The sequence below is a fragment of the Pantoea sp. CCBC3-3-1 genome, from assembly GCF_007981265.1.
Classification (GTDB): Bacteria; Pseudomonadota; Gammaproteobacteria; order Enterobacterales; family Enterobacteriaceae; genus Erwinia.
The window spans coordinates 154,853-174,677 of sequence record NZ_CP034363.1; the positions used below are offsets into that span (position 1 = coordinate 154,853).

Genomic DNA, 19,825 nt, shown 5'->3' on the forward strand with positions numbered 1-19,825 from the left:
CTTCAGTCCGGACCTATGAATTCAAGACATCAGCATATCATTCAGTTAGTTAATGAGCGCGGCCACGTAAGCGTAAGCGAGCTGGCACAGGTGACAGGCGTTTCAGAAGTGACGGTACGCCAGGATCTTAACGTTTTGGAGCGTGAACATTTTCTGCGTCGTGTGCATGGTTCTGCCGTTGCGCTGGAGAGCGATGACGTCAGTGCCAGGATGCGTACCCGTTATCCGGTCAAAAAAAAGCTGGCAGAGTTTGCCGCTACGCTGGTCAACGAAGGCGAGGCGGTCTTTATCGAAGGCGGCAGCACCAACGCCCTGCTGGCGCGTGAACTGGCTGGACGCAACAACATCACCATTATCACCGTCAGCCACTATATCGCTCACCTGCTGCGCGATACCGATTGTGAAGTCATTATCCTCGGCGGCCTGTATCAAAAAAGCAGTGAGTCCGTGGTGGGGCCACTCACGCGCTACTGCATTCAGCACCTTAACTTCCATAAAGCGTTTATTGGGGTTGACGGCTGGCATCCTGATGCCGGATTTACCGGGCGTGATATGTTGCGCTGCGACGTTGTTGATGCCGTAATAGCTAAAAATACCCACACCATTGCCCTGACCGATTCTTCCAAGTTTGGTCAGCTTCATCCTTATTCGCTTGCGCCAGGAAATACGTTCAACCAAATCGTCACCGACAGCGGGCTTGCTGTGCACTATCGCGAACGACTGGCTGAACAGCCCACACGTTTGGATATTGTTGAGATCCCTGAATCTGATTAATTGCACATTGTTGTAATACGGTTGAGGGTGAAAAGCAGATTATAGTGGCGATATTTTCCTCAGAGGAGCCAGCATTGGACAGTCACCCCTTACGTTTTACGCTCTGAGGTAAGCTCACGTCACCGTTTGCTTGCCGAAAACCGGTGGGCAATGTTTCACTCTTTCTCTGCGTGTCACATCCCCGTATTTCATTCATTTTTTTCCCGCGATATGCCGGACAAGGATTACCAATGAAAGAACCTCCGACCAGCGGCGGGCGATGGCAGACAGGCAGAATAAGGCGTAGACCCTTACTGTAAACGCCCCCCTGTTTCTTCCTTCTTGCTTCGTCCCTCCCGATCCCAAAAAACGCTAAATAATCCTCACGCGCAGGAGCGCTTTCGTGCGCCTGAAAAAAATTAAGGATCCGGCAAATGAAAATGAATAATGCCAGTTTAAGCCATGCTCGCGAGCTGGCTATCGCCAGCGAAATGACGCAAAACCTGGACAGTACGCTGGCCCGGCTAAACACCCAACAAGACGGCCTCACCATGGAAGATGCCGCAGAACGGCTGCTGGAATATGGCAAAAATCAGGTCGCCAGTGAAAAAGCGCCTGGCGCGCTGGTCCAACTGGCGCAGGCGTTTAATAACCCTTTTATCTGGGTACTGATGGCGCTTGCCGTTGTCACCTTTTTCACTGATTACCTGCTGCCGCTTCGTCAGGGCGAGGAAACCGATCTGACCGGTGTGACAATCATGCTGGTGATGATCTCACTCAGCGGTATGCTGCGTTTCTGGCAGGAATATCGCACCAATAAAGCAGCGGAAGCACTGAAATCGTTAGTTCGCACTACCGCTACGGTAATGCGTCGCGACAGCAATACGGCGAAGCCGGTAAAAATGGAAATCGCCTTGCAGGACGTCGTACCCGGCGACATTATTTTTCTCTCCGCAGGCGATATGATCCCGGCTGATGTGCGGCTAATTTCTTCCCGCGATCTGTTTGTCAGTCAGTCTGCGCTAAGTGGCGAAGCTATCCCAATTGAGAAGTACGATGCACTGTCTGGCATAACGGCGGAAGCGGGGCTGGATACGGATGAAGCGGATTTGCTGGCAATGCCGGGAATTTGCCTGCTTGGTACCAACGTCGCCAGCGGAACCGCCACGGCGGTGGTGGTTGCTACCGGCAACCGTACCTGGTTTGGCTCGCTGGCTAAATCCGTGACGGGCAAACGTCCACAAACCGCGTTTGACCGCGGCGTAAACAGCGTCAGCTGGCTGCTGATCCGTTTTATGCTGGTCATGGTACCCATTGTTTTATTTATCAACGGCTTTACTAAAGGTGACTGGACGGAAGCCCTGATGTTTTCGCTGGCTGTAGCGGTTGGGCTGACGCCGGAAATGCTGCCGATGATTGTCAGCTCGAACCTGGCGAAGGGCGCGATTGCAATGTCTCGCCGTAAGGTTGTGGTGAAACGTCTGAACGCCATTCAGAATTTTGGCGCGATGGACGTATTGTGCACTGACAAGACCGGCACGCTGACGCAGGACCGGATAATTCTCGCTCACCATCTGGATGCTCATGGGCTGAGCAGCGAAACCGTGTTGCAGCTTGCCTGGCTGAACAGTTATCACCAAAGTAGTGTTAAGAATCTGATGGATAACGCTATTCTCAGCTTCGGGCAGGAAAAGATAGCGAGCGGTTTGGCCCGCTACCGCAAAATTGACGAGCTGCCATTTGATTTTGAACGTCGTCGGCTGTCGGTGGTGATAGCCGATGAGCAAAACCAGCAGAAGCTGATTTGCAAAGGCGCAGTCGAAGAAATGCTGGCCGTGGCCAGTCACTGGCTGGATGCGGGGGAGCGGCAGTTACTTGATGACGATGCTCGTCAGCAATGGCGAGACCGGGTGGAGAAGTTAAACCAGCAGGGCTTCCGCGTGTTGCTTGTAGGGGTTCGGGAGCTGGGCGAGATGCCACTGAACCGGCCTTTACACAAAGGCGATGAAAGAGCGCTGACGCTTTGTGGGCTGCTGACCTTCCTCGATCCGCCAAAAGAGAGCGCCGTTGCAGCGATTGCTGCGTTGCATGAACACGGCGTCACGGTGAAAGTGCTGACGGGGGATAATCCGATTATCACCCGTAAAATCTGTCGTGATGTTGGGTTGGAGCCTGGTAAACCCTTGTGCGGCAGTGACATTGAGCGGCTGGATGATGACGAGTTGTGCCGTGAGGCAGAAGCCAGAACCTTGTTCTGTCGGCTGGCGCCGCAACAAAAATCACGCGTGCTGAAAGCGTTGCAGAAAAACGGCCATACCGTGGGCTTTCTTGGCGACGGCATTAACGATGCGCCTGCATTGCGCGCTGCCGATATTGGCATCTCTGTCGATACCGCTACCGATATCGCAAAAGAGTCCGCTGACATCATTCTGCTGGAAAAAAATCTGCTGGTGCTGGAAGCGGGTGTCATTAAAGGACGGGAAACCTTTGGCAATATCATCAAGTACCTGAACATGACCGCCAGCGCTAACTTCGGCAATGTCTTTTCCGTGCTGGTGGCCAGCGCTTTTATTCCGTTCTTGCCCATGCTGGCAATCCATTTATTAATCCAGAACCTGATGTATGACCTGTCTCAGCTGGCGTTGCCCTGGGACAAAATGGATAAAGAGTTTTTGCGTAAGCCACGCAAATGGGACGCAAAAAATATTGGCCGCTTTATGTTGTGGGTTGGGCCAACGTCGTCGCTTTTTGATATCACCACTTTTTACGTTATGTGGCATGTATTTGCTGCCAACAGCGTTGAACATCAAGCGTTGTTTCAGTCCGGCTGGTTCATTGAAGGACTGCTGTCGCAAACGCTGGTAGTACATATGCTGCGTACAAAGAAAGTTCCCTTTATTCAAAGCCGCGCAGCGCTGCCGGTCATGTTGATGACCGCACTGGTGATGATAGGGGGGATCTGCATTCCGTTTTCACCGCTGGGCCATGCGGTCGGGCTGGTGCCGTTACCCTGGGCTTATTTCCCGTGGCTGGCGGCGATCTTGTGTGGCTACTGCCTGGTGGCTCAGGGCATGAAACACTTCTATATACGTCGTTTTGGCCAGTGGTTCTGAGGAGCAAAAACAGGGCGAACCGCCGGTTCGCCTTTTTTCACACTTTGACGAAGCGCAGCCAGAGAAAACGAATTACAAAATATTCCAGCGCGCCCAGCAGTAAAAACCACAAACAAAAAACCAGCGTATAAAGTTGACCCACATCGCTCAGATGAAATATGTCCACCAGTCTGTGCGTCAGGCTCAGGCCAAACCAGGGCGCGGGCAGCAGCAGCGCGGAAAGAAAGCCCAGCATAAGCGTGCTCATTGGCATTAAAAAAGTCAGAAAAGGGTTTTTCATTAGCATTCCATTTCGATCGGTGGCGGCCATTTTGCGATAATCACTCTGTGGGTTCAATGCCCGGTTGACTCAGCAGAAAGCGGGCCATAACGCGCCATATCAATATTCACCTTTGTCAGCTCGTCCATAAGCCAGCGCAAAGCGGGTTGATGATCAAACAAGCTGTGGGTGAGCAATACCAGTTCATAAGCGGGAAGGCCCTGAGGAAGTTCAACTATTTTCAGGGGAAGCATGCCTGCCAGCTCGCGCGCAATGCGGAAGGGCACGCACATTAAATAACCGGAAGCCACAGCGATCCTTCCTCCGACGGCATAGCTCTGTACTACGGTTGCTAGCGGTCGGTAAAGGTGCTGCTCTGCCAGCCAGCGATCGATATGGTCAGCCCCCGAGCTCACTGCGGGCAAATGAATCTGTGCTTCCGTCACGAGGTGACTGATGTTCAGCTGAGCGGGTAAATCTGAACGCGTTTTTGCCGCAATCGCCACAAAACGATCGGTAATAAGTGGATGTTTATGAAAGTAATGAGGAATATGCTGCAAAGTATCGACGCCAATAAATGCATCCAGCTGGCCTCTTTCCATACGCTCAAGTTTTATCGTTTCCGATAATATATCCACTGAAAGCCGGACATTGGGTGCCGTCGTTTTAAATCGGGCGGTCAACACCGGCATAAACATAAATTCAAAATAATCCACCGCCCCCAAGTAAAAAGTATGTGCATCCAGTGCAGGATTAAAGGGATGCGCGCCCCGTGTAGCGGCATCCAACCTGTCCAGCGTATTGCTAATAACCGGAATAATGGACGCCGCGTACGGTGTTGGCTCCATACCATTTCGGGTGCGGATAAAAACCTCATCGTTTAACTGTGCCCGCAAACGATTCAGGGCGTGGCTGAAGGCGGACTGGGTAATATTTGCTTTGTGGGCTGCCCGGGTGACGTTCTTTTCCTTTGCCAGGATCAGCATAAGACGCAACAGGTTTAGATCTAACATGACTATGCATTCCCTTCATTAGCCAATGTTAACAATACATTTTATTCATGACTTTTGTCACTGATATATTTCCGCTGAACCCACAAAAATGCAGAGGTCAGGGATGAAGGGAAATAATAACCAGCGAATGGGTGCCGGCAGTCTGACAATGTTTACGCTGTGTGCCGTCGTCATTCTGGATACGCTTGCTGCGTCCGCCGCTATTGGGCCTTCGGCTTTTGCATGGTGGGGAATTATGCTGATTGGTTTCGTCCTGCCTTATTCACTGGTGGTAACGGAATTAGGAACGACCTGGCCCGCAGAAGGGGGAATATATGACTGGATAAAGAGAGCGTTTGGTCAACGAATGGCGGCCAGAACCTCCTTTTTATACTGGATAAATGTCGGCTTATGGATGCCTTCGGTTTATATTCTTTTTGCCGGAACATTCGCTTCATTATACTGGCCAAAAATGAGCCTTTTCTGGCAAATCACGTTATGCCTGGCGCTGACATGGTTAACGGTAGGTTTTTGTAATGTCTCGGCGACGGTTTGCCTGAAAATAGCCCGCTGGGGAGCCTGGGCAAAAATAGCCGTCATTATTGTCCTCGGTTTGGCAGGTCTTCACTATCTTGCAAAAAATGGGCTGGCAAATCATTTTCAACCTGCGTCTCTGATTCCACACCTCGATGAAAGCAGCCGCTTCCTGCCCGCTATTATCTATAGCCTTCTGGGTTTGGAGCTGGTAGCCAGCATGGGGAAAATGATAAAAAAACCGGAGAGAACCCTGCCGCTGGCAATGTTAACGTCTGCGTTATGTATTTCACTGCTTTATCTGTTTGGAACATTTGGGTTGCTTGCTGCGCTGCCGATCAAGGAAATCAATTTAGTTTCCGGCATTATCGATGCAATGAAAATCATCTTCTCCGAAAGCGAATTCTCGCGGGGTATTTTGCATGTTTTATGTGCACTAACGTTATTCAGTTTTATTAGCAATATGGTGACATGGACTTCGGGATCCAGTCGGACTGCCGCTGAAGCCGCGCTAAGTGGCGAACTTCCTGCCTGTCTGGGGATAATCAGTTATCGATATCAAACACCCGTAGGCGCGAATATGGCGACAGGAATTATCGCCACGCTGATAATTGTTTGCTACAGCCAGCTCGCCAGCGATAACAGTGACTTATTCTGGATAATTTTTTCATTCTCCAGCTGTATTTTTCTTCTTCCTTATTTGTTTCTGTTCAGTGGATGGTTTTGGTTACGCTATAAATCCCCGCATGTTCACCGTCCTTACCGTGTTCCCGGCGGCGTGGTGGGGCAATGGTTGGTTGCGGGGGTTTGTTTGTTATTTATTGTTCAGGGCATCGTTCTTTTTATTTTCCCCGATTTGTTTAAAGGGGAAATTGATGGTGGCTACAGCACCCCAATCATTGCCGGGGTAATCGCTACGCTGGTCGCTGGAGAAGTCATTATGTTGCAATACGATCGAAGATCACAGAGTAATATTTAAAAAATTTTCACCTGAGAAAACTGACTTCCGTATTTATTTTTGAGGACTGTCTATGAGAAACGTAACGGTATCTGCAACACAGATGCGCTGCTGCTGGGATCTGGAGAATAATATCTTCAATGCGGAAAAACTGGTGCGTGAAGCTCACGCTCAGGGCGCGCAAATAATTTTGATTCAGGAGCTTTTTGCGACGCCCTATTTTTGTATTGACCAAAGCCCGGAACATTATTCTCTGGCACAGGAAAGGGAGCGTAGTCCGCTTATTAAACATTTTTCAGCGCTTGCCAAAGAATTGCAGGTAGTGCTGCCGATAAGCTTCTTTGAAAAATGTCATAACGCTTATTATAACTCCCTGGTGATGATTGATGCGGACGGTGCCGTGCTGGATACCTACCGTAAAACCCATATTCCAAATGGTCCGGCTTATCAGGAAAAACAATTTTTTATTCCTGGCGACACCGGTTTCAAAGTGTGGGAAACGCATTATGCAAAAATTGGTGTGGGGATCTGCTGGGACCAATGGTTCCCGGAAACCGCACGCTGCCTGGCGCTTCAGGGGGCCGAGCTGCTCTTTTACCCTACGGCAATAGGGTCAGAGCCGGCTTATCCCGATATCGACAGCCAGCCGCACTGGACCAGAGTTCAGCAGGGACATGCGGCTGCTAACATCCTGCCGGTTATTGCGTCTAACCGCATCGGAACGGAACGGAGTCGCTCTATTCCCGGCCTTGAAATGACTTTTTACGGCTCCTCATTTATCGCCAATCAGACAGGAGAACTGGTTAAGCAGGCAGGTAAAACAGAAGAGTGCGTTCTGGTACAGACTTTCGATCTGGACGCGATCGCCGCACAGCGTGCTGCCTGGGGAGTGTTCCGCGATCGGCGGCCGGAGATGTATAGCGCAATAGCCACCTCTGACGGTCGGGTAAGGAGATAACCGATGTCCTCTTTTACTCGCCCTTATCGTGATGGATTTGCCATGCCTGCGGAATGGGCTCCACAGCAGGCGGTTTGGATGATCTGGCCTTATCGTCAGGATAACTGGCGGTCATCTGCACGGCCCGCACAGCAGGCATTTGCCTCTGTCGCCGCTGCTATTGCCCGAACAACATCGGTTTTTATGGCCGTTCCGGCTTCTGAAATGGTTCGTGCGCGCCAGGCTGTCTCTCCTTTGGTAACGCTTGTTGAAATGGAAAGTGATGATGCCTGGATGCGGGATACCGGCCCAACAATTGTCGTGAACCAGCAGGGTGAACGCCGAGCGGTGAGCTGGACGTTTAATGCCTGGGGTGGGAAGCAGGGGGGATTATACGCCAGCTGGGAGCGCGATCAGGCCATTGCCGGGCAGGTTGCGGGTTATCACATGCTCCCCTGCTATAACGCCGATCTGGTGCTTGAAGGGGGATCGGTCCATACCGATGGAGAGGGAACGTTACTTACCACGGCTGAGTGTCTGCTTCATCGGAATCGTAATCCGCAGCTGACGCAGTCTGAGATTGAGCAGGCACTGCGGGATTATTTGGGAGTAGAAGCGATTATCTGGCTGCCGGAAGGGGTGTTCAACGACGAGACGAATGGCCATATTGATAATATATGCTGTTTTATTCGACCGGGAGAAGTGGCTTTGCACTGGACTGAGGATCGGCATGACCCACAATATACCCGCTCAGTTGCGGCTTTAAAGGTGCTGGAAGCGGCAACGGATGCCCGGGGACGTTCGCTGAAAATATGGAAAATACCCGCACCAGATCCGCTTTAAGCTACCGATGAGGAAACCCGCGGGTTGGTGCAAGGAACGGCAGCAAAACGTCAGGCGGGTGACCGGCTGGCCGGTTCTTATGTCAATTATCTGATCAGCAACGGGCAAATCATCTTTCCGTTACTGGACCCACAGACAGATCAGAAAGTTGAGGCGCTGTTCAGGGAGATCTATCCGGATCATCTTGTCACTGGCGTGCCTGCACGGGAAATTCTTCTCGGCGGAGGGAACATTCACTGTATTACACAACAGATACCGGCATAACATTTGAGTTACAGCGAAGCTGCCTGACTTGTTACAGTGGCAATGTCAGGCACAGCGCAGCCTTCTTTACCTGTTATAAACCCCCACTCCCTTCAGGGATGAGCCGTCTAACGTAGTAATTCTTTTAGCCTTTTTGATCTTTTTTTATGCTGGAATTTAGCATTCGTTAAAAAGTATAGCCAAGGCTATACTCAAATCCCTGATTTTACTGTCTTTTTTTATCAATGATCCCATGCTAGGATGCGTTCCTTATTAAGCCTCTTGCGCTTATTTTTTGTGCGAGAACTGTTCTTTTAACGTTTGAGCGGTGTGTTCACCGTCAAACCGGTATAACTACAATGAACCTATACGCAACCCTTATTCTGGCTTTTGGCATGTCGATGGACGCGTTCGCAGCAGCGATTGGCAAAGGTGCCTGCCTGCATCGTCCCAGCGTCAAAGAAGCACTTCGCACCGGATTAATTTTCGGCGTAATCGAAGCGCTGACGCCACTGATTGGTTGGGCTGTAGGGATTGCTGCCAGTCGGTATGTGATGGCATGGGATCATTGGGTCGCTTTTACACTGCTGTTTGTGCTTGGCGCACGGATGATTGTGGAAGGTTTTCGAAAAAAAGAGGCTATTGAAGAGGCGCCAAATCGCCACGGCTTTTGGCTGTTAGCGACAACGGCGGTAGCAACCAGCCTGGACGCGATGGCGGTGGGTGTTGGTCTGGCATTCCTGCAGGTCAATATCATCACGACAGCATTGGCTATCGGCGCGTCCACTATGGTAATGGCGTCGGTGGGTATTTTGCTCGGTCGCTTCCTTGGGCCGGTGATGGGCAAGTGGGCGGAAATTTTCGGTGGCGTGGTGCTGATTGGCATTGGCACCAGCATCCTCGTCGATCATCTGGGCCTGCTCTCCTGACGGATCCAGCAGAACATCACCGCTGATTTTCTGCTGCAAATCAGCAGACTGGCATTTTTTTTGCTATTTCACCTCTCAGCCTTATTCCTTCATTTTCTTTTACAAATCGCGCAAATTTGCATTTCTGTTTAACATTCGTTTAGGTTTTTCTTTGCATACTTATGCTGATTTTGTGATCCACTTCAAATTTTGTTGCCTGAAAAACGGTCGTGTTGTATAATTTTTTTGCTATTTATTAACAGAATTTGAACTGGGATCCACAATGAAAAGATTTTTTAACTACGTGTTTAGTTGTTACGTCGAAACGTTTAAACATGTACCGCCAGGCGCTATGTATTAATGGCGCTGGCCAGAAACCCTCGATAGCCGCGGTCAGGGACAGACCGATGGTTATCACTTTTCCCGCCCTTATTTCCTGATTATTTTTATAAACTTCCGAAAAACCGCCGCCGTATCAACGGGGGGCAGCCTTTTCTCTCACTGTCGAAAAATCTGCGCTAAAACGAATAAAGTGGGTGGCCGGAACTGCCTGCCTGACGCCCGGCCACGCAAAAATTAATCCTGGCTTTGATACTCATCCAGCGTAGCGCTCTGGCACGCTTCCGGGTTTTGCCGTGCCTGCTGTTTCTGTTCCGCCCCAAGATTCATCCATGCCGCAACGACGGTTCTGGCTTCATCTTCATCGAATTCTGATTTTTCTTGAGCAGAAGGTGACTGCCCTCGAGCGGCAAGCGCTTTCAGTTTAGCGATATAGCTGTCAGCCGACTCGGCGGATTTTTCCTGAGTGACGAGCGTGCAGAGATTGGCAATATAGCCCTGTGCCGGATCGTCCGCATCAGACTCCGCGGCATGAGTCGCGCCAGTTACCGTCAGTGCAGCGAGCAGCAGCATAACTTTCTTCATGTTTGCTCCTTATTGAAAAATTTCATTGGGTACTGCGTAAGGATAGCGGATAACGATCTGTCGGCACCAGCAACAATGATTAACGTCGTGCAGGAAACCCGCCGGGCATGGCTGAATGGATTGCAGGACAACATTTTACGGACTTTAACAACAGGGATAGTGACTTATAGCGGGGCGCTGTCCAAAAATTATTCGGGCCGAATAACCTAATCCTTGCCGGCCCGAATTTCCTCAAAATGAGGCAGATAGCGATTACTGGGATAGCGAATAATCAGCGCTTTCAAAGCGTAAATCGTAACGGTATTAAATGGTGACTTACTGCGGCAGCGCCGAAGAGTGGTGGGTAGAAATCAGCCATTTTTCACCGTTCCAGCTATAAGTGAAGGTATAGCGGGCGGCTGCCTGGCTGCCATCACCAAAGGTGAAGGTATAATGACCCGTATCAATCGCCTTATTGCATCCAAGACGAATAGTGCGGCTGTCGATTTTACCAACAGGTTTTTTTGCCAGAAACTTTTCAAAGTAATCAATACGTTCTGCGTCCGTCAGGCGAGCTTTATCTGACAGTGTGGGTAATAAAACAGCATCACTTAAATAATTTTCAGAAACGGTTTTGGCATCGCCAGTTTGCAAGGAGTCGTTCCAGCGATCAAACATTGCGGCAACTTCTGATTCGTTCATTTTAACGCATGATGTGCTGTCCTGAGCAAAAGCAACGGTGCTGCTAAGCACGCCCGCAATCATCAAACCAATTAGCCCTGCTTTCATTTTTTTCTCCGTTTATTCATATCCGTAATGGTGATTAAGATAACAAATATAATTAAATGGGCATTAAATATTGGGCTTAGCCAGCCTGTTTTTACATTAATAAATATTATTGGCGTTATTGATTTGTTTTTTTGGGGAGGGCCGTAATTTAAATTTAGACTGGATGTTTTATTTATATTAAAAATAAATATGAGTTGTTGGTTTTTTTAGGAGGTTTTCTACAAGGGTTTTTTCTGAAAAAATGCCGTAATCGGTTATGCGACCGAAAACGGCACAGGATTTATCAGTGCTGAAGGAGCTGTTTTACCCAGGCAATGATTTCGGCATCTTTACCCTGTTCAAACAAACACTGCTGGAAGCGTTTACCACCAACGGCCGTTTTGACCAGTTCCGGATCGATAGCGCGCAGCGTATCCAAATAATTATCTTTTATTACCGCGCTTTTCACCTGGTTCAGGATGCCAGCGTTGCGAACCTGAGGCTCTTTGCGCTCGACGGGATAACCTTCGCCTTTGCGCCCGGTAAACGCCTTCTCAAATATATAGCGGACGTTCAGTTCGGCACCCCAGCCAAAGCCTTTGGCGAAGGGCAGTGAAAGCGCGTTGCCGTTATTGATCTGTGCGAACAGAAAAGCGTCTGCCGGATCGATGCAATAGCCGCAAACTACGCCAGGGTGAATATTCAGTGACATTAACGCTCCCTGACCGGTTCCGCAGCCAGTAACAACAAAATCAACGGCTTTTGCATTTAATAGAATGCTGGCCATGATCCCAAGATGAATGTAGGTCAGGTGATGATCCTGTTCATCGCTCATGCCAACGTTGTATACGGCATCTTTGTTTTCGCTCGCTACTGCCTGTAGCTGCTGTAATACCAGCGCATTTTTGCCCGCCTGGCTATTTTCCATCATCAGTGCAATATTCATGTTTTCTCCTGCATTCAGCCTGTTTTGTTAATGAGAAGCGCGCTATTAACGCGCGAGCCAGCCGCCGTCTACGGCGAGGGTATAACCGTTGATATAATCGGAAGCCGGTGAAGCAAGAAAAACGACCGGCCCCATTAAATCTTCAGGGCGTCCCCAGCGCCCGGCAGGGATACGCGCCAGGATCTCCGCACTGCGGTCTTCATCCTGACGCAGCTGCTCGGTGTTGTTAGTGGTCATATAGCCAGGAGCCAATGCATTGACGTTAATACGGTGTTTGGCCCATTCGTTTGCCAGCTGGCGAGTCAGCCCCATTACCGCACTTTTGGAGGCGGTATAAGAGGGTACGCGGACACCGCCCTGGAAAGAGAGCATTGAGGCAATATTGATAATTTTGCCGCCGCGCCCCTGTTTAATAAACTGGCGCGCCGCCAGCTGCGATAAAAAGAACAGCGTTTTGACGTTAACGTTCATTACGTCATCCCAATCCTGCTCGCTGAAGCTTAACGCCTCATCACGTCTGATAAGGCCGGCATTGTTGACCAGGATATCAATGCTTCCCATCTCCTCAACCGCACGTTCCACTAGCGATGGCAATTCGTCCTGCCGCGTGAGGTCGGCTTTCAGACTGAGAAAGCGTCGCCCCATCGCGGTGACTTGAGCAGCAGTATCGTGCGGCTCGCTGCGATTAATCGCCACAATGTCGCAGCCAGCCTGTGCCAGGCCGGTTGCCATGCTTTTCCCTAAGCCGGTATTACATCCGGTGACGATCGCCACCTTTCCATGTAGAGAAAAATCATTCAGGATCATGCGGTTTCCTCATTTACAGATAGACGTGCAGGTATTCCACCAGACACAGGATCGCCATCGCCTGGCCATAAGGCATTGAGGTGAGTGGAATCTGGCGGTAGAAATCGAGGTCTTTACCCATGCCTGTCCCAAAGGAAACCTGGGTCAGTTCACCTTCAGAATTAATCTTGGAAATCAGTCCTTTAATCGCCTTTTCCGCTACGGCGATATAGCGGGGATCGGCGCAGTGACGTCGTGCGGCTTTTAACATGCCGAAGGCAAAGCCAGCCGTCGCAGAGGCTTCAAGATAGGAGTTCGGGTCATCAAGCAGCGTGTGCCACAGACCGCTTTCATCCTGGCATTTTTCCAGTGCGGCCAGCTGGCGAGACAGTACCTGTTGTAAAAAGCGTCGGGTTGCATCCTTTTCAGGCAGTTCAAGCAGCTCGACGAATTCCGGAATAACAATGGTCAGCCAGCTGTTGCCTCGCGCCCAGCGAGCATTGGCAAAATTATGGTGGCCATCGAACGTCCAACCGTGGAACCACAGCCCGGTTTCCTTATCCATCAGATGCTGAATATGCAGCAGGAACTGATACTTGGCCTCTTCTATATAATCCTGGCGGTTTAACAGCTTGCCGATCTTCGCTAACGGCAGTACGGTCATCATTAGCGTGTCGTCCCACAGCTGCTGATGATTCTCTTCCGCCAGCGTGATGTGCTGCAAACCCGCCATATCGGTACGCGGCATGGCATGCATGATCCAGTCTGCCCAGCTTTCCAGATAGGGCAGCCAGCGCGGATCGCGGGTTTCTTCATAACGGTAGGCCAGCGTCAAAAAAGGGCAAACCGTGTTGACGTTGCGGGTCGTTGACCCTTCAGCAAAACGGTCGCGGAACCAGTTATCAATAATGGCGCGCAGTCTGTCGTCACCCGTTTGTTGGTAGTAGTGGTGAATGCCGTACAGGCCAATACCGTGCGTCCATTCCCATCCTGCCCAACCTTTCGTATCAATGACTCTGCCATCATCCAGCCGCAGCAAAAACTCGCCGGTTTCGTCGGTTATATTCACCAGATTATCCACCAGCTTGTTAATCAGCTGATGGAGCTCATTGCTGGAGATAAACCGTTCTGGCTGGCACAGAAGCGGGCTATGTTTTACTGGGTATACGACCATAATTACCTGTCCTCGTGGATCTGAAGTTGACTATAAATGTGTTAAGCGATCGTCTGGGTTATCCATTCCCGCTTCGACGGCCCGGCTGGAAAGCGGACTTACCGCGGGCTTATTACGGTTCAGATAACCAATATTGTTATTTCCCCACAGCGATTCATAAGGCATGCCCGATAGCATTTCGACGGTGGCTCTTGCCTGAGGAGTGATGTTGTCCGGCACGACATTACCTGCCGCACGCATTTTTTCCGTTTCTTCTCGCAGAATCTGATGCGTTTTGAGGTTCAGCCGGAAGCGAAGGGAGATTAAAAAGCCCATCAGCAGCATGACCAGCGTACCGCCGCAGAGAATCAGCAGAATGGCGTGGCTGACGCCTGGAGCCTGCTCGGTTTTACCTGCGACAAAGCCGGAGAGCTGCATCAGAATCCCAACCAGCATGACCGCTCCCGCCTGTGAGGCTTTACGTGTCAGCGTCATGATCCCGGCAAAAATACCTTCACGGCGCTGGCCGGTAATAACTTCATCAACGTCAGCGATGTAGGTATAGATATTCCATGGGACATAATTAATACCGCCACGGCCCAGACCTGCAACGGCTGAAATCAGCAGCAGCAGTGAGAAAACATCGCTCATCCCGCTGTAATAAAGTACGCCGTAAGACAGTGTGCTCAGGCCAAACAACACGACGACGATGCGATAAGAAGGGGCAGGCCCGATACGAATACAGAGCGGGATCATGCCAATAACGGCAACAAATTGCAGAATGGCCATCGTGCCCATCAGGTTTGAGGCTACGGTCGCCTCCTGCATCAGCACAAACACCACGTAATAAGTGAAGACCGCGTTAAAGACATCCTGTGCGATATATCCACCCAGATACATACCGATATGCTGACGGAAAATACGGATACGCAGTGTTGAAGTGAGCTCAACTCCCAGTCGTCTCAGACTTTGTCCCAACGTCAGCTTCTGCTGCTCGGCTTCCAGTGCAGCGGCAGATTTTTTCTCGGCAGGACGTTCCCAGGTAAAGAAATAGACCAACGTCAGGACTATTGCGCACAGGACCGAGAAGACGAGGCTGGAATAAAAGAAAGAGAGCGGATTATTTTTGCCAAAGTAACTTAATAAAATGCCGGGTAAGAAGGCCGCAAGGATGGCAGAAAGCTGGGCCAGCGCGATGCGAGCACCGGAGAATTTGGTTTTCTCTTTGAAGTCATCGGTCATTTCCGGCACCAGCGTTTCGTAAGGTACCAGAATGGAGGTATAGACCACCTCAAACACCAGATATGTCAGCAGGTAGTAGATGTAGGTCATATCGCCCAGCCACATCAGGCTGTAAGTAAAGACCAACGGAATACCGGTAAGGATAAAGAATTTACGTCGGCCAAAGCGTTTACCCAGCCAGGTGGAGCCAAAATGGTCGGTCAGATAGCCCATCAGCGGGCTGGCGACGCCGTCGACCACGCGGGCCAGAGCAAAAATTGATGTGGCTTCTATCGGGCTAAGGCCGCAAAAAGTCGTATAAAAATAGAGAAGCCAGGCCGAAGTCAGGGCCATTGTGCCCGCACCAAGAAAATCCCCTGATCCATAGGCGAGATAATTAAGCGTTCCTGGTTTACGTATCGTCATAGTGTCCATTCCTGATAAGCCAATATGCAAAGCCCGGCTGTATGTCGGGAGATGGGTGTACGTTAGATTCATGGCGACCAGAAAACCTTTGCGATTTTGCCAACCGGATCTGAGAAATGGCGATAAGTAGAAGATAAAGAGTGCTGAGTTCACCAATTTAATAAAATGCTGTTTCATTTTTATTGAATCAGTTCTGGCTCGCTTTTCTGCGAGTGAGGTAGCGCACAAAAGTGGGTAACCGCGAGCTAAATCAAAACTACAAATGAGAATGCTTCTATAGTAAGTAAGCCATCAACCTCCAGAAGGAAAGGACTATGAAAGCTGCAGTGGTTAATAAAGATCATTCCGTAGATGTAGTAGAAAAGAACCTGCGTGCGTTGGAACACGGCGAAGCATTGCTAAAAATGGATTGCTGTGGGGTGTGTCATACCGACCTGCATGTTAAAAACGGTGATTTTGGCGATCGAACCGGTGTGATACTGGGCCATGAAGGTGTCGGTGTTGTAAAACAAGTGGGACCTGGTGTGACGTCGCTTAAAGTGGGCGATCGTGCCAGCGTGGCGTGGTTTTATAAAGGCTGTGGGCACTGCGAATATTGCACTACAGGGAATGAGACGCTGTGCCGTGACGTGCTCAATGCCGGGTTTACCGCCGATGGCGGCATGGCTGAAGAATGCATTGTGGTGGCTGATTATGCGGTGAAGGTGCCGGATGGGCTGGATTCCGCCGCCGCCAGTAGCGTAACCTGCGCCGGCGTCACCACTTATAAAGCGGTCAAGGTGTCGGGTATACAGCCTGGAAAATGGATTGCGATTTATGGGCTGGGCGGCTTAGGTAATCTGGCGTTGCAGTATGCTAAAAACGTGTTTAACGCCAAGGTGATCGCCATCGATGTTAACGACGCTCAGCTACAGTTTGCGAAAGAAATGGGTGCCGATTTAGTGGTGAATTCTGCGAAAGAAGACGCCGCAAAGGTTATTCAGGAAAAAACCGGTGGGGCGCATGCCGCGGTTGTCACGGCGGTAGCCAAAGCAGCCTTTAACTCTGCGGTTGACGCGATGCGTGCTGGCGGTCGTATTGTTGCTGTAGGTTTACCGCCTGAATCTATGAGTCTGAATATTCCTCGTCTGGTGCTGGACGGTATTCAGGTTGTGGGATCGCTGGTGGGGACACGTGAAGATCTGGCCGAAGCGTTCCAGTTCGCCGCAGAGGGAAAAGTCGTTCCTAAAGTGACGAAACGCCCTCTTGAAGATATCAATACGATTTTTACCGAGATGATTGAAGGGAAAATCAAAGGCCGTATGGTGATTGATTTTACGAAGAATTAAGCGTTAATCGCCGCTCTTTTGTCACCCTGGGGAACCGGTGAGTGCTTGCCTGTAGCTGCAACAGTCTTTTGCATCCTACAGGCAAGCTTCAGGCCTGCATAAAAAAGCTGGATCGTGCCGGTGCCTCAGGCTCCAGAAGGCAACAAAGGCTTAACCACAACAACGAAACCAACCAACCTGTATTTCCTCGCATGATCATTTCCTTTTAACACGCAGTAACAAATTAACTTTACTCTGAAAGCGGCAGTTCGCCACACGGCAAAGCTCTTTTTGTTAACAAAAGACAGGGCCTGTTATTTTTGACGCCGCCAGAAACGGTCATTTAGCGTTTTTTCCGCTAAGGTTAAAGGCTGTTTAAGCTCACTTTCTTTTTTCTGAACGGTTCAGAATCCTGATGAGGATTAATCGTGTGTTAAAGACTTTTCGTTTGCTGTTATCAACAGGCGCGCTGGCTTTGTGCAGTGCGGTTGCAGTTGGCGCTACGCCGCAATATGGCCCGGAGTTGCAAGGTTTCAGCTTTCCCTATCCTGTTGAAAAATATAGTTTCAAGTCGCAAAGTGAAGCGTTGTCGATGGGGTATATTGATGTAAAACCGCAGGGGAAAGCCAATGGCCGCACCGTGGTGATGATGCACGGTAAAAATTTCTGCGGCGTCACCTGGCAGGATTCGATCGAGGTTTTAAGTCATCAGGGATATCGGGTTATTGCGCCGGACCAAATCGGCTTTTGCACGTCAACCAAGCCCACGCACTATCAGTATAGTTTCCAGCAGTTGGCGTTGAATACGCACCAGCTGTTGAACAGCCTGCATCTTGATAAGATTACGCTGGTGGGCCACTCGACGGGCGGTATGCTGGCAACGCGTTATGCGCTGATGTATCCGCAGCAGGTGGAACAACTGGTGTTAGTGAACCCGATAGGTCTCGAAGACTGGAAAGCAAAAGGTGTTCCATGGCGCAGCGTGGATGACTGGTATCAGCGGGAGCTAAAAACCTCCGCAGAGAGCATCAAAAAGTATGAGCAAAAAACTTACTATGCCGGACAGTGGAAGCCAGAATACGATCGCTGGGTAAATATGCTGGCCGGGCTGAACAACGGCCCGGGCAAAAAGGTGGTGGCGTGGAACTCGGCGCTGCTTTACGACATGATTTTTACCCAGCCGGTCTGGTACGAGTTTAAAGATCTGACCATGCCGACAACGCTGATGATCGGCTCGGCGGATACCACGGCTATCGGTAGCGATATTGCTCCGCCCGAGGTTAAAGCCCAAATTGGTCATTACAACGCGTTAGGTAAACAGGTCGCCAAAATGATCCCTCACTCAACGCTCATTGAGTTCGCAGGGATGGGCCATGCCCCACAAATGGAAGATCCGGTAAGGTTCAACCAGGCGCTGGTTGATGCGCTAAGTCAGCACTGAAACTACTGGCACTGTGCCGTGCAGGCCTGGAGACAGGCCTGCGTCTTCGCACTACAGCCACTGTTATCGTTGCGGTCACACTGGCTTTTTTGCACATAGCAGTTTTGCTGACACTGACTGCTATTGCACTGTGCAACAACAGGCGTGACCAAACCCAGCGCCGGTTTCGCGGTGGGCTCCCACGACTGGGCAAATAATGCGCCGGGAAAGCTCAGTAAGGACAGGAAGAACAAGACAAGAAGTTTCATTTTTTTCTCACTTTCCTGAGAACAAGAGTTTCTGTGAGACACAGGTTATTAATGAAGTATAGCAACAGTTATTGCGGGCCTTTTGCCTGTAATATTCGCTCCGCGTCATCCCTGGTTAATGAATAATTAAAAAAGCGCTGATAAAAATCCTGCGTGGTTTGCACCATGTTCAGCGTTGGAAAAAGTTCAGGATGCAGTTTTTTTGCCGCCCACTGAATTTGCAGCGCAGCCTCTGTGCCATAACGATCCCAGGGAAACACCCCGGCTGGGTTCTGCCATACCTGATGGGTTTTAACGGCTTTCAGGCTGCTGAACAGCGTAGCGTAGTCGGAGCTGGCAAGCGTTCCGGCACCGGCGCCAATAATGATAATATCCGGCTGCCAGTACAACACGTTTTCTGGCGACGTTTCCTTCATATTTCCGTCAACTTCTGCGGCAGCATTCCGGCCACCTGCCAGCTTAATCCAGGTATCGATCAACGTATTGCGGCCGTCAACTTTGAGCGGATGCAGCGACTCAATATGCAGTACGCGTGGGCGTTGACTGTCACTCAGCGTGGCCGTTTTTGCTGCTATGGCCGCAATTTTTTGGTCAAGGTAAGCATTATAGTCACTTGCCCGCTGACGAGCCCGATCGGTTCCGACGACTTCAGCGGTGGTCAACAATGAACGTTTCATGGAAGGAAAATCATCAAAGCGCATGACGAGCGTAGGTAATCCGGCGCGACGGTAGGCGGCTGCGTCGCCATCTTCTGCCGCGACAAAAACCGTATCCACCTTCTGTGCCAGCAGCGCTTCGCTGTTGAAGCTGCGACCATGGACGCTCAGCGCCTGATTGAGCGAAGGCTGGATCTTAAACATCCAGGGCCGATCGCTGGCATGGTTCACGGTTGCAACAATGCGGTCGCCTGCGCCAAGCGTCATTAACAAGGAATGATGGGCGTACCAGCCGTCGGCGATACGTTTGGCTTCCTGCGGCACCTTGACCTGATTGCCCGCATCGTCAGTGACGACGCGGGCGGAGGCAGTCAGGCTGATACCGAAACTCAATGCTGCCAGTAACGGCAGCATCAGACATGTCTTCATG

Annotated in this window: 18 protein-coding genes and 1 pseudogene; 9 read left to right on the forward strand and 10 right to left on the reverse strand. The window is 50.5% G+C overall.

What is annotated here, in order from left to right; all coding sequences use genetic code 11:
- The first annotated feature begins 15 nt into the window (after window positions 1-15).
- Both EHV07_RS00560 and mgtA read left to right on the forward strand, forming a co-directional pair.
- Complete coding sequence (locus EHV07_RS00560) at window positions 16-774, forward strand: DNA-binding transcriptional regulator YciT (RefSeq protein ID WP_147193848.1); 759 nt, start codon at window positions 16-18, stop codon at window positions 772-774.
- Between the two features lie 413 nt (window positions 775-1,187).
- A complete protein-coding gene (gene mgtA, locus EHV07_RS00565; RefSeq protein ID WP_147193850.1) occupies window positions 1,188-3,866 on the forward strand; it encodes a magnesium-translocating P-type ATPase in 2,679 nt (892 codons plus the stop codon).
- 37 nt (window positions 3,867-3,903) lie between these two features.
- On the opposite strand, the gene EHV07_RS00570 is transcribed toward mgtA, so the two are convergent.
- Both EHV07_RS00570 and EHV07_RS00575 read right to left on the reverse strand, forming a co-directional pair.
- Window positions 3,904-4,146: a DUF1158 family protein gene (locus tag EHV07_RS00570; RefSeq protein WP_147193852.1), complete on the reverse strand. Its 243-nt coding sequence runs from the start codon at window positions 4,144-4,146 to the stop codon at window positions 3,904-3,906.
- A gap of 53 nt (window positions 4,147-4,199) precedes the next feature.
- Window positions 4,200-5,138, reverse strand: a complete 939-nt coding sequence (locus tag EHV07_RS00575) for a LysR family transcriptional regulator (RefSeq protein WP_147193854.1) — start codon at window positions 5,136-5,138, stop codon at window positions 4,200-4,202.
- A 148-nt stretch (window positions 5,139-5,286) separates the two neighbouring features.
- Between EHV07_RS00575 and EHV07_RS00580 the strand changes: the two genes are divergently transcribed.
- From EHV07_RS00580 to azuC, 5 genes and pseudogenes are all read left to right on the forward strand, one after another.
- Window positions 5,287-6,630 carry an APC family permease gene (locus EHV07_RS00580; RefSeq protein ID WP_217363419.1) on the forward strand — a complete coding sequence of 448 codons (1,344 nt, stop codon included), beginning with the start codon at window positions 5,287-5,289 and terminating at the stop codon, window positions 6,628-6,630.
- Window positions 6,631-6,682: 52 nt separating this feature from the next.
- Window positions 6,683-7,567 carry an N-carbamoylputrescine amidase gene (gene aguB, locus EHV07_RS00585; protein ID WP_147193859.1) on the forward strand — a complete coding sequence of 295 codons (885 nt, stop codon included), beginning with the start codon at window positions 6,683-6,685 and terminating at the stop codon, window positions 7,565-7,567.
- 3 nt (window positions 7,568-7,570) lie between these two features.
- Window positions 7,571-8,653: pseudogene (aguA, locus tag EHV07_RS00590) on the forward strand (agmatine deiminase).
- A 338-nt stretch (window positions 8,654-8,991) separates the two neighbouring features.
- The gene (gene mntP, locus EHV07_RS00595; RefSeq protein ID WP_147193861.1) at window positions 8,992-9,561 is read left to right on the forward strand and encodes a manganese efflux pump MntP; all 570 of its coding nucleotides are present in this window, start codon (window positions 8,992-8,994) and stop codon (window positions 9,559-9,561) included.
- 262 nt (window positions 9,562-9,823) lie between these two features.
- Complete coding sequence (gene azuC, locus EHV07_RS25100) at window positions 9,824-9,901, forward strand: stress response protein AzuC (RefSeq protein ID WP_147200483.1); 78 nt, start codon at window positions 9,824-9,826, stop codon at window positions 9,899-9,901.
- A 215-nt stretch (window positions 9,902-10,116) separates the two neighbouring features.
- Here the strand turns inward: azuC and EHV07_RS00605 are convergent, their stop codons facing one another.
- The 6 genes from EHV07_RS00605 to EHV07_RS00630 all read right to left on the reverse strand — a co-directional run bounded on the left by EHV07_RS00605 (window position 10,117) and on the right by EHV07_RS00630 (window position 15,752).
- On the reverse strand, window positions 10,117-10,464 hold the full coding sequence (locus EHV07_RS00605; protein ID WP_147193863.1) for a hypothetical protein: 348 nt from the start codon (window positions 10,462-10,464) through the stop codon (window positions 10,117-10,119).
- 315 nt (window positions 10,465-10,779) lie between these two features.
- Window positions 10,780-11,232 (reverse strand): SgcJ/EcaC family oxidoreductase, encoded by a 453-nt coding sequence (locus EHV07_RS00610; protein ID WP_147193865.1) that lies wholly within the window; start codon window positions 11,230-11,232, stop codon window positions 10,780-10,782.
- Window positions 11,233-11,515: 283 nt separating this feature from the next.
- Window positions 11,516-12,157 (reverse strand): RpiB/LacA/LacB family sugar-phosphate isomerase, encoded by a 642-nt coding sequence (locus EHV07_RS00615; RefSeq protein WP_147193866.1) that lies wholly within the window; start codon window positions 12,155-12,157, stop codon window positions 11,516-11,518.
- Window positions 12,158-12,202: 45 nt separating this feature from the next.
- A complete protein-coding gene (kduD, locus tag EHV07_RS00620) occupies window positions 12,203-12,964 on the reverse strand; it encodes a 2-dehydro-3-deoxy-D-gluconate 5-dehydrogenase KduD (RefSeq protein WP_147193868.1) in 762 nt (253 codons plus the stop codon).
- A 13-nt stretch (window positions 12,965-12,977) separates the two neighbouring features.
- Window positions 12,978-14,117 (reverse strand): glycoside hydrolase family 105 protein, encoded by a 1,140-nt coding sequence (locus tag EHV07_RS00625; RefSeq protein ID WP_147193870.1) that lies wholly within the window; start codon window positions 14,115-14,117, stop codon window positions 12,978-12,980.
- A gap of 30 nt (window positions 14,118-14,147) precedes the next feature.
- Complete coding sequence (locus EHV07_RS00630) at window positions 14,148-15,752, reverse strand: MFS transporter (RefSeq protein WP_371419707.1); 1,605 nt, start codon at window positions 15,750-15,752, stop codon at window positions 14,148-14,150.
- A 305-nt stretch (window positions 15,753-16,057) separates the two neighbouring features.
- Between EHV07_RS00630 and adhP the strand changes: the two genes are divergently transcribed.
- The gene (gene adhP, locus EHV07_RS00635; protein WP_147193875.1) at window positions 16,058-17,071 is read left to right on the forward strand and encodes an alcohol dehydrogenase AdhP; all 1,014 of its coding nucleotides are present in this window, start codon (window positions 16,058-16,060) and stop codon (window positions 17,069-17,071) included.
- A 394-nt stretch (window positions 17,072-17,465) separates the two neighbouring features.
- Complete coding sequence (locus EHV07_RS00640) at window positions 17,466-18,491, forward strand: alpha/beta fold hydrolase (RefSeq protein WP_147193877.1); 1,026 nt, start codon at window positions 17,466-17,468, stop codon at window positions 18,489-18,491.
- A 2-nt stretch (window positions 18,492-18,493) separates the two neighbouring features.
- On the opposite strand, the gene EHV07_RS00645 is transcribed toward EHV07_RS00640, so the two are convergent.
- Window positions 18,494-18,739, reverse strand: a complete 246-nt coding sequence (locus EHV07_RS00645) for a hypothetical protein (RefSeq protein ID WP_147193878.1) — start codon at window positions 18,737-18,739, stop codon at window positions 18,494-18,496.
- 68 nt (window positions 18,740-18,807) lie between these two features.
- On the reverse strand, window positions 18,808-19,824 hold the full coding sequence (locus EHV07_RS00650) for an ABC transporter substrate-binding protein (RefSeq protein ID WP_147193880.1): 1,017 nt from the start codon (window positions 19,822-19,824) through the stop codon (window positions 18,808-18,810).
- Window position 19,825: the final 1 nt, after the last annotated feature.